At 53.0% G+C, this 16139-nt stretch carries 17 protein-coding genes and 1 tRNA gene; 9 read left to right on the forward strand and 9 right to left on the reverse strand.

Annotated features, from left to right (window positions below; genetic code table 11):
- Positions 1 to 30: 30 nt before the first annotated feature.
- The 5 genes from L855_RS14955 to petB all read right to left on the reverse strand — a co-directional run bounded on the left by L855_RS14955 (position 31) and on the right by petB (position 5980).
- Positions 31 to 2079 carry an ATP-binding protein gene (locus tag L855_RS14955; protein WP_159789328.1) on the reverse strand — a complete coding sequence of 683 codons (2049 nt, stop codon included), beginning with the start codon at positions 2077 to 2079 and terminating at the stop codon, positions 31 to 33.
- Between the two features lie 35 nt (positions 2080 to 2114).
- Positions 2115 to 2966 carry a hypothetical protein gene (locus tag L855_RS14960; protein ID WP_159789330.1) on the reverse strand — a complete coding sequence of 284 codons (852 nt, stop codon included), beginning with the start codon at positions 2964 to 2966 and terminating at the stop codon, positions 2115 to 2117.
- A 114-nt stretch (positions 2967 to 3080) separates the two neighbouring features.
- A complete protein-coding gene (locus L855_RS14965) occupies positions 3081 to 4559 on the reverse strand; it encodes a TolB family protein (RefSeq protein WP_159789332.1) in 1479 nt (492 codons plus the stop codon).
- 128 nt (positions 4560 to 4687) lie between these two features.
- Positions 4688 to 5170, reverse strand: coding sequence for a cytochrome b6-f complex subunit IV (petD, locus tag L855_RS14970; protein WP_159789334.1), 483 nt, complete (start codon positions 5168 to 5170; stop codon positions 4688 to 4690).
- Between the two features lie 141 nt (positions 5171 to 5311).
- Positions 5312 to 5980: a cytochrome b6 gene (petB, locus tag L855_RS14975; RefSeq protein WP_159789336.1), complete on the reverse strand. Its 669-nt coding sequence runs from the start codon at positions 5978 to 5980 to the stop codon at positions 5312 to 5314.
- 312 nt (positions 5981 to 6292) lie between these two features.
- On the opposite strand from petB, the gene ctpA reads away from it, so the two are divergent.
- From ctpA to L855_RS14990, 3 genes are all read left to right on the forward strand, one after another.
- A complete protein-coding gene (gene ctpA / locus L855_RS14980) occupies positions 6293 to 7534 on the forward strand; it encodes a carboxyl-terminal processing protease CtpA (protein WP_159789338.1) in 1242 nt (413 codons plus the stop codon).
- 223 nt (positions 7535 to 7757) lie between these two features.
- Positions 7758 to 8021: a glutaredoxin 3 gene (gene grxC / locus L855_RS14985; protein ID WP_159789340.1), complete on the forward strand. Its 264-nt coding sequence runs from the start codon at positions 7758 to 7760 to the stop codon at positions 8019 to 8021.
- A 44-nt stretch (positions 8022 to 8065) separates the two neighbouring features.
- Positions 8066 to 8764, forward strand: coding sequence for a tetratricopeptide repeat protein (locus L855_RS14990; RefSeq protein ID WP_159789342.1), 699 nt, complete (start codon positions 8066 to 8068; stop codon positions 8762 to 8764).
- Between the two features lie 11 nt (positions 8765 to 8775).
- Here the strand turns inward: L855_RS14990 and xth are convergent, their stop codons facing one another.
- Positions 8776 to 9567: an exodeoxyribonuclease III gene (gene xth / locus L855_RS14995; protein ID WP_159789344.1), complete on the reverse strand. Its 792-nt coding sequence runs from the start codon at positions 9565 to 9567 to the stop codon at positions 8776 to 8778.
- A gap of 122 nt (positions 9568 to 9689) precedes the next feature.
- Between xth and rsfS the strand changes: the two genes are divergently transcribed.
- The 4 genes from rsfS to L855_RS15015 all read left to right on the forward strand — a co-directional run bounded on the left by rsfS (position 9690) and on the right by L855_RS15015 (position 11838).
- Positions 9690 to 10151, forward strand: coding sequence for a ribosome silencing factor (gene rsfS, locus L855_RS15000; RefSeq protein WP_159789346.1), 462 nt, complete (start codon positions 9690 to 9692; stop codon positions 10149 to 10151).
- 18 nt (positions 10152 to 10169) lie between these two features.
- Positions 10170 to 10670 carry a CGLD27 family protein gene (locus L855_RS15005; protein WP_159789348.1) on the forward strand — a complete coding sequence of 167 codons (501 nt, stop codon included), beginning with the start codon at positions 10170 to 10172 and terminating at the stop codon, positions 10668 to 10670.
- A 54-nt stretch (positions 10671 to 10724) separates the two neighbouring features.
- Positions 10725 to 11672: an asparaginase gene (locus L855_RS15010; protein WP_159789350.1), complete on the forward strand. Its 948-nt coding sequence runs from the start codon at positions 10725 to 10727 to the stop codon at positions 11670 to 11672.
- A gap of 92 nt (positions 11673 to 11764) precedes the next feature.
- Positions 11765 to 11838, forward strand: a tRNA-Met gene (locus L855_RS15015).
- A 138-nt stretch (positions 11839 to 11976) separates the two neighbouring features.
- Here the strand turns inward: L855_RS15015 and L855_RS15020 are convergent.
- Positions 11977 to 12528 (reverse strand): hypothetical protein, encoded by a 552-nt coding sequence (locus tag L855_RS15020; protein WP_159789352.1) that lies wholly within the window; start codon positions 12526 to 12528, stop codon positions 11977 to 11979.
- The gene (locus tag L855_RS15025) at positions 12525 to 13082 is read right to left on the reverse strand and encodes a manganese efflux pump MntP (protein WP_159789354.1); all 558 of its coding nucleotides are present in this window, start codon (positions 13080 to 13082) and stop codon (positions 12525 to 12527) included. The genes L855_RS15020 and L855_RS15025 overlap by 4 nt, the downstream gene beginning before the upstream one ends.
- Before the next feature lie 264 nt (positions 13083 to 13346).
- Between L855_RS15025 and L855_RS15030 the strand changes: the two genes are divergently transcribed.
- Both L855_RS15030 and L855_RS15035 read left to right on the forward strand, forming a co-directional pair.
- Positions 13347 to 14351, forward strand: a complete 1005-nt coding sequence (locus tag L855_RS15030; protein WP_159789356.1) for a DMT family transporter — start codon at positions 13347 to 13349, stop codon at positions 14349 to 14351.
- 70 nt (positions 14352 to 14421) lie between these two features.
- Positions 14422 to 15579 (forward strand): D-alanine--D-alanine ligase family protein, encoded by a 1158-nt coding sequence (locus L855_RS15035; RefSeq protein ID WP_246198889.1) that lies wholly within the window; start codon positions 14422 to 14424, stop codon positions 15577 to 15579.
- A gap of 10 nt (positions 15580 to 15589) precedes the next feature.
- Here L855_RS15035 and L855_RS15040 read toward each other — a convergent pair whose 3' ends face one another.
- Positions 15590 to 16096: a cupin domain-containing protein gene (locus tag L855_RS15040; protein ID WP_159789360.1), complete on the reverse strand. Its 507-nt coding sequence runs from the start codon at positions 16094 to 16096 to the stop codon at positions 15590 to 15592.
- Positions 16097 to 16139: the final 43 nt, after the last annotated feature.

Genomic DNA, 16139 nt, shown 5'->3' on the forward strand with positions numbered 1-16139 from the left:
AGGATAAAGAGAGGCATCGCGAAAATTTTATTAGGTCGTCGCAATAATGAGTTGTTCGTCTAGGGTGACATCGGGATCGAGAATTTGCAGGGGGCGATCGCTCACCGATAAACTCTGAATCAGTTGGTGAACTTGTTGTTTACTCGCTCCCCCAAACTGGGCGATCGCCTCTTCAATCAACTGTTGAATCGCCATACATTGCTGATTGAGAACTCGGTTAATAATAAAATCTTCAATGGCTTGTAAGGACTGTTCCGCCGCATCTTGCCCCGAGGTAATCTCAAAAAAGCCCAACTGTTGCAGCAGAGGGCAATCCCGCAACACTCCCGTTTGCCGGACTAACGACTGCAACCGAGATCCATCTGGGGTTTCTTCCCCCACCACCAACTCCCCGGACAGGGCATCATTGACTAAGGCATGGTGAGTGGCCAGATATTGCACGGAGGTTAAATCAGACATAAAGTGATTATTCTCCGGTTGTCCAAAAATCTCAGTATACAGTTGATAGCCGCGATTAGTCGGGGACCCCACCCCCTCAGCGCGAACCAACTGCAACGACTGACACAGATGACTTCCTAGGGCCTCCTCGCAGCCTTTGAGAAGATGGAAAAACTTGACCATATTCGTATCTTCAGACCAGACAATTCCTACCCGATTTGTGGTGCCGGGGTGACGATAACTGATGGAATAACTGGCATAGGTACGACTCGGAAGTAATCGCGGTTGGATATCTTCCATCTGTAAGGCCTGAACCACCTCCGCCAACATTTGCACTAATTCAGGGGCAGCATATTGACGGATTTTTTGCACCCGTTCACGGGTTTGCTTTAATTTCTTGATCCAAACCAGCTTAAAGGCCGCCACGGGGTCACTTTGGGCATCGGTGGGCAACATGAGGGGGGCCGGTTTGCCTTCGAGAGAGGCTTCTTGGGAAACATTGGCCTGAAGTTGTTGCAGTTTCAGGTCCTGATAGAGGCGTCGTCCTAAAATCAGCGTGTTACGGGGTCGGGTTTTACCGCCGGGAAACTTGCCGTCGAGAGTTGGACGAATTAGGGGATAAATGGGGGAGGTGGGTTGAGGATAGGTTTGACGATGGAGGCTATACAAACGACTGGCCCAGAGGGCTTCGGCTTGGTCTAAACTGATTTGTTTGAGTCTTAGGTTGGCATCGAGGCGATCGCGGTCTGTGGCAGGAATATGAGGCGCATTTTGCCGCCAGGTATCGGTGATAATGCTAATAATAAACAGAAAGTTCTTCACCTTCTGAGTGTGCAAAATGGAATTGACCCGAAACAGGGATTCTAAATCGGGGTTCCCTTGGCGATCGCGGGCAATGTTATCGAGTTGGTCAAAACACAGCACAATGGGTAATGTGGCATCGGCAATCCGCCCAAAGTTGGCCAAGGTCTTCTGGGCCGCATCTTCCGTGTCAATGGTTCCCTGAACCCCCAGTTTCCGCAGAGACTCATCATCCAAATCATCCCCCCGCAACCATTCACAGGCGATGGGATAGAGTTCGGAATCCGTCAGATGATACAACACCCCGAAAAACTCCTGAGCGTTATAAATCCCCGAGGGATAGGTTTCGAGGAGTTTACGGATAAACAGTTGTCGTTCCCCCCTCAGCCAATCGACAATCCCTCGTTTTTTGAGGTCTGAGAGGCCTTCCAACCAAATTAACAGTTGAGATTTATTCAGTCCTTCCGGGGTTTCGAGGAGACTATCGACGGTGTAGCGTAAAATATGCCGCCAAATATAGTCGCTGGCGGTGAAGGGTTCAATATAGACAAAAAAGGCTCGCGGGAGTTGTTTGAAATTGGGGGTTTGCAGTTGTCGTTTGAGTCGTCCCAAGAGATAGGTTTTCCCCGACCCGGTTTCCCCTTCGAGGAGGAGGGTACGACTGCGGCGATCCTCGGCCACCTGATCTAAGACTTCCTCAATCTCCTGAAGAACCTCTTGATGAATGGAGTCGACGGTGAGTTCCGGGTTTTGGATTTCTTGCCAAAAATTCCCAGACCAAAAGGTTTCCGTATCAAATGGGTTGGGGGCGCGTTGGATAATGCGATCAATCTCGGTCATAGTGATACCGGGAGGTGAGGAACTCAAAAACAACGTCAGTTACGAATCAGAAAGAACAAGGGACCGCCAATATCCTGAGGGATTCCTGCTTCGATCTGCTCGGGACTGTAATGTGAAGCTTCTTGGAGGGAACTGAGTTCGAGGCGGTCTTCTCGTTGCAGACGATAGAGCGCACTGTCGAGTTCGGCCCGGGTTAAGGGCGGTTGCAGTCGTTCCCGCAGGTAGAAGATGGGTAGATAGTTATGGGTCTCTAGTTGGCGATCGAGTTCTTCGATGACATACCAAATATCGGCATCATTGGGCTTTTCCGTCAAGCGCCGCTGTGGGTTAACGGGGGGTTGAACCGGCTGTTTATCCTCGGGATGTTGGGAACTGGGAGCGCCGCCATCCCGTCTGCGCAGAAACTGTAGATAGCAGTTGAGATGATCCAGGCTCAGGTCTAAGCTGCTGCCTTTGGGGCTATAGTCATCATGGAGATAGTCTAGGCCAAAGTTGGTGAGCCAGACATCCTCGATGCGGGTGGCTTCGGCTTTAATGAGACCCCGTTCGGTGAGTTTTTGCAGAACGACTTGACGGCGATCGCTGGGGAGGTCGAGATCTTTGGCGAGGATGCTGGTTTCGGCACAGGCCCGTAAGACGGCGATTTCATCTTCGGTCACAGGAAGGCGACTGGTATCGAGACGTAGCAAGGCACTCCCCGGCGGTGCGATGCGACATTCAACGATTTCCTCGCTACAGTCGACGATGCCGCGATCGCGCAAAGTCCGACAAATACTATCTCGTTCGGCGGCTTTGGTGCGATTATTGGGTTTCACCTGAGAGATGGGCGCTCGATAGTTCGGCGTCCCTAACAGATTCAAAACAAATTTGAGTTCCCGCGTGTCCATCCCGTTCGAGTCTTATACGACAAATCGCCATCATACTTCAGCATAAAGGCTGATTGGCCGATTCCATAGTCCTGATATCTGCATTTTAGCGACTCCGGCGGAAAATTCTCGTGATTAGGGCAGCCACTTCGGATTAAAACCATCGAGGGGCAATTGTTCCGGTTGAGGACGGGTTAGCTCCCCTTGAGGGTCCACTAAGGGAAAGAGAATCCACAGTTCACTGGCTTCGATCGCCCCCCCGGATGGGGTCAGGGGTAACTCGGGTCTGTCGCTAGGTGAGACGATATCAAGACGGTCAAAGAGAATCGCTTGGCCATCGGGAGCCAGACTCATGCTTAAATCCAGGGGGCTGCGTTCAAAGCGGACCAATTCTTTAGAGTCTTGGGTTTCCAAATCGAGAGCCAAAATATAGGGTTGTTCGACATACTCATCGGCTTCGAGGAGTTCGGTGACGAGAGCATAGATATAGCGACCACTGGGGTCAAATTCAGCACCTAGGATAGAGCCACTGGTGCGTAGAATTTCCTCAGGTTCGCCGATATTGGGAACCACTACCATCGAGCGCGTGTAGTCGGTGTTAAACTTCACCATCACAGCGGCCCGTCCGTCTTGGGTGAACCCCATCACGCGTCCATATTGGGGGAAAAATTGCAACGGTTCACGTCCCTCGGTTCCCGGTTCAATGGATAGAAGTGCCACACCCTGACCTTGGGCCATGGCTAATTCCTTACTGTTGGGGGCAATGACAAACTCACCGCCGGGTTCAGTGGGGAAGCGTTCGGGGGATTGTCCATCGCGAATGACCCAAAGTCCGAAGTCACTCCCCGGGCGATCGCGCCGGGCCCGTTGCACAACAATGGTGGTTCCATCGGGGGCCAGGGCAAATTGTAAGTTCTGATAGGTCTTATTATCCAGGAGGCGTTGAATGCGGCCGGCGGAGTCGGGTGAGCCTTCGCCGAAATTGAGGCCGGTGGTGACGGTATAAATCTGACTTTCGGTGAGTCCCTGACGGCCCCGCTCCCGGTCGATCGCCGAAAAGAGGATGCGATCGCCGTCGGGGTACATCTGGAAATTCATCACCGTCATGTCCGAGGGGGTGAGAATGGTTTTGCGATCTTGGGTGAAGTTATAAAGGATCAAGCGTCCCCGTTCCCCCTCCTCAGAGCCAAGATAGAGCACGACGCGATCGCGACTTTGAAACTGCGCCTCAAAGGGATCGATGAAATGGTCGGTGTCGTCGGACTCGGTGAAGCGATCGCGGGCCCCTGAAAGTTTGAGGTTATAGGTCGTTCCGTAGGGTGCGGGATAGAGAACCGTATAGGCCATGCGTTGTCCGGCCCAACTCATTTTGCCCGGTAGCGGCGGGTCAATCTGTAGGTTATTCTCGACACTGTCCCGGTTCATGGGACGGTTAAAGGTCAGGGTAAAGGCGCGATCGAGGGAACTAATCGTCGTCTCATTCCAACTAAAGTTACGCACCCGAGGAATGCTTTTATCGCCCCCGGCCAGTAAAACAATGGTCACAAGGCTGAGGATCACGATGGCGGCGATGGCCACCCGGTCCAAGATTTGAGGAAAGGAATCGCCTTTCATAACGCCCACTGAACAACAACAAAACGTCCATCAAGCCTTGAGGAGCGATCGCCCAAACGAGCAACAGATCCCAAGGGTTTGACAGACGCTTTTGTAACGATGAAGGAGTCACCGTTAGGGTCTAACCATTAGAAAAGACCGAAGGTCAGAGATTTATCGATGGGAAGAGTCGCCCCAATTCCCAACCAGAGGGTGACCAGAGTTCCCAACATGAACATAGAGGTGGCCACGGGCCGGCGGAAGGGGTTTTGGAATTTGTTGACGTTCTCAATGAAGGGAATCAACATCAGACCCAGAGGAATCAAGGTTTGCAGACCAATTCCCAAAAGTTTGTTGGGAACTACCCGCAGAATCTGGAAGACGGGGTAGAGATACCATTCCGGCAGAATTTCTAGAGGGGTCGCAAAGGGATCGGCAGGCTCCCCAATCATAGCGGGGTCAAGAACGGCTAAACCGACGACACAAGCCAAGGTTCCCAAAATTACCACTGGGAAAACATATAGCAGGTCGTTGGGCCAAGCGGGTTCGCCATAGTAGTTATGACCCATTCCTTGGGCCAGTTTGGCGCGGAGTTTAGGATCACTAAGATCCGGCTTTTTCAAAGTAGACATAGTATTCAGGTGTTCTCCTGTAAGCAGGTTGGCTGCAACGGTTGAATCGTCTGGAGATATTAAGCTACAGGCTAGTTTAGCAAACTCATCCCATAGCATCAGCCAACAGAGGCCCTTGCAAGCCCCTGTTAACAACAGACATTACAAGGGCCCAGAAATTCCCTGTTTGCGAATCATGAGGAAGTGCAGCAGCATGAACACCGCAATCAGCCAGGGAAGAACGAAGGTGTGCAAGCTGTAGAAGCGGGTCAGGGTGGATTGGCCCACACTGGTTCCACCGCGAAGCAGTTCCACCATGAAGCTGCCCACAACGGGGATGGCTTCGGGAACACCGCTGACAATTTTCACGGCCCAGTAGCCCACTTGGTCCCAAGGGAGGGAGTAGCCGGTAACGCCGAAGGTCACGGTAATAACCGCGAGAATGACGCCGGTGACCCAGGTGAGTTCCCGAGGTTTCTTGAATCCACCAGTGAGGTAAACCCGGAACACGTGAAGAATCATCATCAGCACCATCATGCTGGCGGACCAGCGGTGGATGGAGCGAATCAGCCAACCGAAGTTCACTTCGGTCATCAGATATTGAATGGAACTGTAGGCTTCAGTGACCGTCGGTTTGTAGTAGAAGGTCATGGCAAACCCAGTAGCAAACTGGATTAGGAAGCAGACCAGGGTGATACCACCGAGGCAATAGAAGATGTTAACGTGAGGCGGAACGTATTTGTCGGTGATGTCGTCTGCGATCGCCTGGATTTCGAGGCGTTCGTTAAACCACTTAAAGGGTTTAGACTCAGTGACTTCCTTAGAAAACATAAAGTCAGTGCGTTAGATAATATTGCGGTTTGTGAAGTTTAGCACGACACCCGAGGGTTGGGCATCGCCAGGCCCTCAGGCGGGCGCAGGAGGCTCCAGACATCATCACGAGGTCGAAATCTCCAGACAGGCTAGAAGGCACAACGGTAAAGTCTCTTATAAAAAATGTAACACAGCTTGGACGTTAGGGGGTAGGAGATCCCGGCGATCGCAGGGATTGGCTAAACCCAGGAATGGACTAGGCAGATGCCCAGAACTTTGGCACACTGAGGAAACATTAATATTTCGCAACTTTAGATGCCGGGTTTTCTCATGCAAAAACGTGCTGTCAGCTTCGGACTTCTGCTTTTACTGGTTTTTGGACTCTCAGGCTGGTTCGGCTGGGCCCCTCCGGCTTTGGCGTTAACGGCAGAACAGAAACTGGTCTCAGAGGTCTGGCGAGTGGTCAACCGTGCCTATGTGGACGACTCCTTCAACGGACAAAACTGGTGGAAAGTCCGTCAGGAGGCCCTACGCCAACCCCTCGACAGTCGCGAGGCGGCCTATGACACCATCGAGACGATGTTAGCGAAACTCGATGATCCCTTCACCAGGCTGTTACGACCCGACAACTACCGCAATTTACAAGTCAACACGGCGGGAGAGTTAACCGGAGTCGGACTGCAAATCGCCATTGAACCCGAGAGTAAGCGCATTAAAGTCATTGCCCCCATTGCTGGTTCTCCAGCCGATGATGCCGGGATTCAGGCGGGGGATATCGTCTTAGAAATCGACGGGGTTTCCACGGAAAATCTCTCCCTCGATGAAGCCGCCACCCGGATGCGAGGGACCATTGGCACGCCGGTAGTTCTCCAGGTGAAACGCTTGGACAGCCAGCAGATTGATGACATTGAGATTATCCGCGATCGCATTGCCCTCAACCCGGTCAGTTACAACCTAACGATGGCCGAAGACAACAGCCCCATTGGCTATATTCGTCTGACGCAATTCAGTGCCAACGCCACGGAACAGATGGCCGATGCCATCACGAGTCTCGAAGATGAGGGGGCCTCAGCCTATATCCTCGATTTACGCAACAATCCCGGCGGTCTTTTGCAAGCGGGGGTAGAAATCGCGCGACTCTGGCTTAACGATGCCACCATTGTCTATACGGTGAATCGTCAAGCAGTCTTAGGGAGTTTCGACGCGAGCCATGATGCCCTCACCACAGCCCCATTGGTGGTCTTAGTCAACCAGGGAACCGCCAGCGCCAGTGAAATCCTAGCTGGGGCCCTACAAGACAATCGCCGGGCCCAACTGGTGGGAGAACGCACGTTTGGCAAAGGCCTGATTCAGTCTCTGTTTGACCTCTCGGACAAGTCAGGAATTGCGGTGACCGTAGCCAAATACGAAACCCCCAGCCATAAGGACATCAACAAGTTAGGGATTACCCCAGACTTCGTCGTTCCCCAGAATCCCATTAGTCGAGACGAGGTGGGAACCCCGGCTGATGTGCCTTACCAAAAGGCGATCGAACTCCTAACAGATAGCGCCGTCGTCGCCAAAGCTGCTTAGAAGGGGAAGAAGGCAGTAGGGGAAGTAGGAAGTAGGCAGTAGGCAGCAGGCAGTAGGGGAAGTAGGCAGTAGGCAGCAGGCAGCAGACAGTAGGGGGGAAGACGACAGTTGTTCTACTGCCTATTGCCTATTGCCTATTGCCTGTTCCCTGTTCCCTCCCTTCTCCCCAAATCGTAACGTTTTGCTAAGATTAAAACGTTGTTGCGCGATCGCCTGCTCAGTTATGGCTAACGTCGAAATCTACACCTGGACATTCTGTCCCTACTGCATCCGTGCCAAATCCCTCTTAAAACGCAAGAAGGTTGAGTTCACAGAACATAACATTCAGGGAGATGAGGAGGCCCGAGACAAGATGGCAGAACGGGCCAATGGACGCAGAAGCGTGCCACAAATCTTCATCAATGACCAACATATTGGCGGTTGCGATGACTTGGTTGCCCTAGACTCAAACGGAGAACTGGACGGTCTCCTCCAACAAACGGCATAATTTCGGTCAGAATGGGGGGCATTGTCTCTATGCCCCTACGCGATATGAATAGTCTTGTCAAAGCCATTGGCGGCGGATCTATTGTTTTAGCGAGTTTGGTCGTCGTTCCCCCTCCTGGATTGCCCGACACTCCCTCGGAAGCGGAGGACGAAGCCCAAGTTCAGGAATGGTACGACGTCTGTATGACGGCCACGGCCCAGGAAGCGATCGCCGCCTGTGGTGCCCTGATTGAAGTTGATCCTGAGGATGAACGCACCTGGACGAATCGCGGCAATGCTCTCGATGAACTCGGCGATTCTGAGGCGGCGTTGGAGTCCCATAATCGCGCCCTGGAGTTGGCCCCTAACTACTCCCTGGCCCTGGCCAATCGTTGTGCCACTTTGGGCAATTTGGGAGAACATCGGGCGGCGGTGGACTCCTGCTGGGCGGCAATTGAGGGCGATGGCCGTTGGGGAGACAGTGGGGTGGAACTGGCCTGGGACAATATGGGGGTGTCGTTGGCTTATCTGCAACGCTATGAGGAGTCTCTCGATGCTCACCGCACTGCCCTAGAGTTGAACCCCGATTATGCCAATGCTTGGAATAATTTAGGGGCAACTCTGTTTGATTTACAACGCTATGGGGAAGCGGTAGAGGCCTTTGAACAGGCTCTCAATCTCAATCCCGGCGATGAGTTGGCCCGCAGTAACTTGATTGTGGCTCGTCAGCGCGATCGCCAACCCGCAGACTCCCCCCGAGACTGATCGGGCCAGTCCTAATCGGGCCATTCCACAATCACTGGAGTATGGTCGCTGGGTTTCGTCCATTGTCGAGGTTCTCGGTCAATGGTGCAGGCCGTTGCCCGTTGATACAGCTCTGGGGTCAGATAATGATGGTCAATGCGCCAGCCCCGATTACGGGGGAAGGCCCCAGCTCGATAGTCCCACCAACTATACTGTTTAGCCTCTTGGTTAAATTTACGAAAGGCATCGGCCAACCCCAAACTCAGACATCGCTGTAGGGCCTCTCGTTCGGCGACAGTCGTTCCCACGACGGGAGTTTTGCCGGGAGGCGTATGGATATCCCGGTCATCTGGGGCGATATTAAAGTCACCACAGATGCACAAGTCTTGATTTTTGTCAAGTGTTTTTTGGATGTAGTCGTACAACAGAGCCAGCCAACGGAGTTTGTACTGGTATTTGTCGCTGTTGTAGTCGCCCCCATTGGGAACATAGAGGTTAATCAGACGCACTCCTGCGACGGTGGCGGCGATCGCCCGTTTCTGATCATCGAGATCCCCAACCTGTTCAGGGGGAAGCAGGGCCCCAAAGCCGATGTCCACCTGTTCTAAGGGGGAACGACTGAGAATGGCGACGCCGTTATAGGACTTCTGCCCCGAGATGGCCAGATGATAGCCGAGGGCTTCAAAGGGATCGCGGGGAAAGTCCGCATCAATCACCTTGGTTTCCTGGACACATAAGACCTGCACCGGATTAGCTCGAAGCCAGTCACAGACAAGTTCCTGACGGGTGCGAATTGAGTTGACATTCCAAGTAGCAATTTTCATAGGGGATGGGAGCGCGAGTCTCGACCTTTCCGGCCGCCTCTGCATCGAAAGTCCAGGTCTGCTAGGATATCAACAAAAATACGAGAATCAAATATCTCTAATTGGAATACCCCAAAACTTGTATGACCGAAAAGCCTCACTCCCCTGCTCTATCCTCAAATCCCGCTGTTTCTGAAGCCGATCGCCCCCCCACGAGCGCCCCTGATAACCCCTCAGAGAGTTATCAGCTCGTTTTGTCTGCTGTGCAAGGGGCAGAAGACCGCAAAGGTGACAATATCACGGTGTTGCGGGTTGAAGAAGTCTCTTACCTAGCCGATTATTTCATCATTGTTACCGGATTTTCACGGGTTCAGGTGCGGGCGATCGCCCAGGCCGTCCAAGCCCAGGTTGAACTGGATTTAGACCGTCATCCCGTCCGAGTCGAGGGCTTATCCGAGGGCATCTGGGTATTGCAAGATTACGGGGATGTGCTGGTCCATATCCTCATGCCCGAAGAACGGGAGTTTTACAATCTTGAAGCCTTTTGGGGCCATGCCGAACGTATTGAGCGATCCACTCTGTTCCCCTCACCTGTGTCCTCATAGCTTGTCCGAGGAAGTCGTATGAACGATCTCGATCTGTCGCGATGCCCAGTTCCCAAAGACCAACAACCCATCCAGGAATATCAAGCCCTGAAAGAGGGATGTCTCTTTGGGGCCAGTCAGGGAACCCTCGGCAGCTATCTCAAAGCCTTAGCCTGGATTGGGGGCCCCAGTTGGTTGCTCATCGCCCCCATCGCTGCCGCTAGCTTTGCCCCAGAACGGTTCCCCATCCAGTTTCTGCTCAGTGCCACCCTCGGAGCGAGTGCCATGGTGGGTTTAGCCCTATTACGGCTGTTCCTGGGCTGGATGTATATCCGCGATCGCCTCGGGAATCCGGTGGTGGTGTATGAGGAGTCGGGCTGGTACGACGGACAAACTTGGACTAAAACCGAGGCGGTGTTAGCTCGCGATCGCCTGATTGTGGAGTATCAACTGCGACCCATTTTTCAACGCTTGCGTCGAACCGCTGTCGGGTTAGGATTAGTTGTTGGGGTGAGTGCGATCGCGTGGAGCCTTGCCTAGTCCTGTCCTAATCTGTTGTGTTACCGAAGTTGTGTTACTGAAGATCCTATCTCTATGGCCAAACGTCATCACACTCACCCCCTCGAAGTGCAACTCTTGCGAGAGGGCATTGTTGAGTCGAAACATCACGTCCAAGCCGTAGTCTGCGATCGCCGGGGGCGCGTCCTCTCGGCGGCAGGTGACCCAGAAACGGCCGCCTTTATCCGTTCAGCCCTCAAACCCTTTCAAGCCCTAGCGGTGACCTCCACGGGAGCCTTAGAACGCTATAACCTCAACGATCGCGACTTAGCGATTATGTGTGGTTCCCACCAGGGCAGTATTGACCAGCTACGTCAAGTCTTCCGCATTCTCTGGCAAGCCTCCATTGAACCGGATCAGTTGCAATGTCCTATCCCTGCCGGAAAGCGATCGCCCCTCGAACATAACTGTTCCGGGAAACATGCCGGGATGTTAGCGGTCTGTCAACAGCGACAATTGCCCCTAACCACTTATCTCAAACGCAATCACCCGGTGCAGAGTCTGATTCTGGCTAAAGTGGCGGAATTGCTGCAAATGCCCCCAGATGAGTTGATGGTCGCCCGGGACGACTGTGGCGCCCCCACCTACTTTATGCAGTTGAACCAGATGGCCTCTCTCTTCGCCCAATTGGCCTCGGGGGACAACCTAGATATGGAGCGAATTGTCCGGGCCATGACCCATCATCCCGATATGGTTGGCGGCGAGGGACATTTTGATACGGAAGTGATGCGGATTAGCAATGGCTCCCTAGTGAGTAAGGCCGGGGCAGAGGGGATTCAATGCGTGGGTCGTCTCGGCGACGGCATGGGCCTGGCGATTAAGGTCACCGATGGCTCCAAACGAGCTAAATACGCCGTTGCTTTGCATCTATTGCGGCAGTTAGGCTGGATTCAACCGGACAACGCCGATGCCCTCGCCGAACGCTTCACCGTCATCAATGAGTTTAAGCGACTCAACATAGAGGGTGAATTAGTGATGATGTAAGGGATTGAGCGATTGTCAGGCAGCCCATCGAAAAAAATTTTGCTTTAGGGGTTGCCATTTGCCGATGACTTTGGTTATAGTAGTAAAGGCGACGCGGGATAGAGCAGTCTGGTAGCTCGTCGGGCTCATAACCCGAAGGTCGGTGGTTCAAATCCGCCTCCCGCCACCTTTAAGATAAAGCCGTTTAACTCAGGTTAGGCGGCTTTTGTTTTGGATAATCAACGGTTTACACCCTCCTGGAAGGGTAGGGGTGAGTTCCCCCTATTGCCTACTGCCGGAAGAGGGCAGCCACAAGGGCGTGCCCCTACGTTATTTCTGTTCCCTGTTCCCTGTTCCCTGTTCCCTGTTCCCTGTTCCCTGTTCCCTGTTCCCTGTTCCCTGTTCCCTGTTCCCTGTTCCCTGTTCCCTGTTCCCTGTTCCCTGTTCCCTGTTCCCTGTTCCCTGTTCCCTGTTCCCTGTTCCCTGTTCCCTGTTCCCTGTTCCCTGTTCCCTGTTCCCTGTTCCCTGTTCCCTGTTCCCTGTTCCCTGTTCCCTGTTCCCTGTTCCCTGTTCCCTGTTCCCTGTTCCCTGTTCCCTGTTCCCTGTTCCCTGTTCCCTGTTCCCTGTTCCCTGTTCCCTGTTCCCTGTTCCCTGTTCCCTGTTCCCTGTTCCCTGTTCCCTGTTCCCTGTTCCCTGTTCCCTGTTCCCTGTTCCCTGTTCCCTGTTCCCTGTTCCCTGTTCCCTGTTCCCTGTTCCCTGTTCCCTGTTCCCTGTTCCCTGTTCCCTGTTCCCTGTTCCCTGTTCCCTGTTCCCTGTTCCCTGTTCCCTGTTCCCTGTTCCCTGTTCCCTGTTCCCTGTTCCCTGTTCCCTCTATCAAGCCAGTCCTTCCCACAAAATACGGCCACCAATCGCAATGAGAATGAGTCCGCCGATAATTTCCACCTTATCCTGAAAGCGATCGCCGAAATGATGGCCGATATACACGCCACCGAGACAGAGCCAAAACGTAATCACCCCAATCACAGCGATGGTAAAAAGAATCGGGGTTTGTAACACCGCAAAGCCTAACCCCGCCGCCAACGCATCAATACTGGTGGCAACAGCCATAAAGACGAGAGTTTCCATCCTCATGGGGTTAAACGGTTTCGTCTCCTCATCCTTGCTGATGGCTTCATGAATCATGCGCGCACCGAGGAAGCTCAGCAAAATAAACCCCACCCAATGGTCAAAACGGATAATGTAATCCCGAAATCCTACCCCCATCCCCCATCCCATCAGGGGCATAATTGCCTGAAAAATCCCAAATGCGATCGCCACTTTTAGGGCTTTTTGTAACTTGAGATTGCGGATATACAAGCCACTGGTGAGTGACACGGCAAAGGCATCAGCCGCTAAGCCAAAACCAATCATTGAAATGGTAACAAGTTCCACGAGATGATGCCTATCCTTATTTAACCAATGGACAACTTCAGATAATGAGGATTGCGAAACGCCTTAGATGTCGGGCAAAGTTGAGATGTCCAGTATTCATTACCCTATCTTACCCTAAACTCTCGTCAATCGTGAATCACCTGGCTAAATTATTCATTTGAACGATATAATCCTCGTTAACCCGTCATAATTGAGTCATTATTCAAGCTCAGATTAAGATACAAGAGATGGGGCTATTTGCAGGGGTTAAGGACAGATTAAAACATGACTGAAATCGTTAAACCCACTGTCGAGAGAGATGGCGAAACCCAGCCTCTAAAACTGGTTCCTCTCCTGACATTGGGACTGGCGTTGCTGGCGGTCTCTTGTGCTGCTATTTTCATCCGTATTGCCGAACAGGAACTCGGGGCCAACGCAACAGTTTTTAATCGTTTGGCGATCGCCACCCTCGCGTTTTGGGTCTTGAACAGCCTCAGCCAATGGCGGCGACGCTCTCCCCTCGACTGGCAAGACCCCCCCACCTATCACCTCGACGATATTGTACAACTGATTGCTGTAGCCGCCGTCTCCTCCGCCTCCGTCGTCCTCTGGGCCCAATCTCTGACAGAAACTAGTATCGCCAACTCGACTCTATTACGTAATTTAACCCCTATCTTCACCAGCCTAGGGGGTTGGCTGCTGTTCAACCAACGCTTTGACCGTCGTTTCCTAGTGGGAACCCTGATTGCCGTCTTGGGGGCCATCGCTATCGGTGTAGAAGACTTCCAGATTAGCCAGGAGCATCTTCTCGGGGATGGCTTAGCCTTACTCTCCGCTATCCTCTATGGTAGCAATCTACTCCTCGTCGAGCGGTTGCGATCGCGCTTTCCCACCTCGACCATTCTCCTCTGGCGTTGTGGCATTGGCACCCTGCTCCTCTTCCCCATCACGAGCCTGCTGGAGGAGCAACTCTTCCCTCAAACCTGGCAAGTGTGGCTGGCGGTGGTAGCCCTGGCCCTCGTCTGTCAAGTGTTGGGACAAGGATTACTCGTCTATAGCCTCAAACAGTTCTCCTCAGGATTTATTGCCGTCTTTCTGCTCCTAGAACCCATTTTGACGGCAATTCTGGCTTGGCTCGTCTTTGCCGAACTCTTAAACTGGACGAACTGGTTAGCATTTGTCATGGTACTCTCAGGGATTTATCTAACCCGGTCGAGTCGCAGTGCAACGCAATCGGTCACCGTTTCGACGGTTTCTGAGCCGGGAACCCGAGACAATGGGACTCGGTAATCTCTCTATATGGCAAGTTGGTGAGTAGTGTATGGGCCTTGATTCAGCGAATTCTACGGTAACGTCTACAGTGGCTTACGATTTTACGCAGTTAGGGGCGATCATGCAGCAGCTGCGATCGCCACTTCGCCTGGCGGTGATTCACGGCGGGGACAAAACCCAACCGGGAACGGTCATTTACCCTACCCACAATCCCCGTTCCACCAAAACCTATCACACCGTCGCCAAAGACATTGCCGAGGCGTTAGGGGAATTGGGGTTTGAGCAGGTGAGCCTCTTCGCCGACGACATGACCCTCCCCCAAACCCTGAAAACACAAGGGATTCATTTAGCCTGGCTCAACACCGGCGGGGTACAAGGCTATGATCCCGTCTGTCATACCCCGGCCCTGTTAGAAATGCTGGGGGTTCCCTATCTCGGTCATAATCCCCTAAACAGCTCCATTTTAGACAATAAACATGTCTTTAAACGGGAGTTACAGGCTTTGGGGATTGCGACGGCTCACTTTATGGTGGCTCATCCCTTTCAGGGCCCCTTCAACCCGCACAGCCATCCCCAGTTTCAGCGGGTGTTTGGGGACTATCGAGGGGCATTTGTGGTCAAACCGGTGTCGGGACGGGCCTCGGTGAATGTCTTTGTGGTGGATGACTTGGAGGGGTTAGGGGAGGCAGTGGCGAACATTCATGGTCTGACGGCGAATACGGCCTTGATTGAAACCTATTTGCCAGGACGGGAGTTTTGTATTTCTGTATCCGGGCCGATTCTCCACCGTGAGGGGGCATTTCAGAATCTGTCGACTCCGTTTGCCTTTTCGGCCATTGAGCGGGTTTTGGAACCCCAGGAGCGGATTTTCACCTCCATGGATGCCAAGGGAATGAGCCAAGAACGGATGCGGCTATTGTCTGGGGAGGCGGCCGCTGAACGGGAGCTGCGATCGCAACTCGAAGCCATCGGCCAAGAGATTTATCGGGCCTTTAACCTGACCAGCTTAGTACGGATTGACCTCAGACAAGATGAGCAGGGTCAACTCTATGTCCTCGAGGCCAATCCTAAACCAGACTTGAAACGACCGACAGCTCATGAAACCAGTTTGGTGGCCCAAGGCTTGCAACCGTACCAAATGAGCTATCAGGATCTGATTCTCAGTCTATTGGGCGATCGCCTCCACCAACTTCTCACCCATCAATCCCACCTAATCCCCCATATCCAAGGCTTGATTTCCGGTTAACGGCTCAAGCTTAGCGCGTCAACCCCTCAATCACCCCCCGATGTTGAGGATAGGCTTGCAGCAACGTTTGGCAACTGGGGGCTTCAAAATCAGCAAATTCAAAGCCGGGGGCCACAGTACAACCGACGAGGCTATAGCCCCCCGGTTCATCCACCGTCGCCGCAAACAAATCCCCTCGGCGAATTACCACTTGCAATCGTTCCCCAGCCTCAAAATTTCGTCCCAGCTTCTGTTGTGAGAGGTCTCCCTGGGGGGTGAGGATAAACAGCGTCAGGGGACTCCCCTCGTAGAAATGCCAGATTTCCTCCTGTCGAATGCGATGAAAGGCGGAAAATTCCGGGTGTTCCAGGAGATAGTAGATGGAAGTGCAGTAGGTGCGATCGCCCCCAAAGCGGTCTGGGAGTGCCGATTGGGGGATTATCTCATCAGAGCGATAAAGTTCGCGATACATCCCCCCCTCTTCCGGGAGTGGAACCAGGCCTAGCATCTCAATCCAATCGGCGGCGGTATAGGTCATCGGCTCAAATCATCAGCTCAAATAGGGTTTTCGAGCTAATTGT

The organism is Sodalinema gerasimenkoae IPPAS B-353 (genome assembly GCF_009846485.1).
Classification (GTDB): Bacteria; Cyanobacteriota; Cyanobacteriia; order Cyanobacteriales; family Geitlerinemataceae; genus Sodalinema; species Sodalinema gerasimenkoae.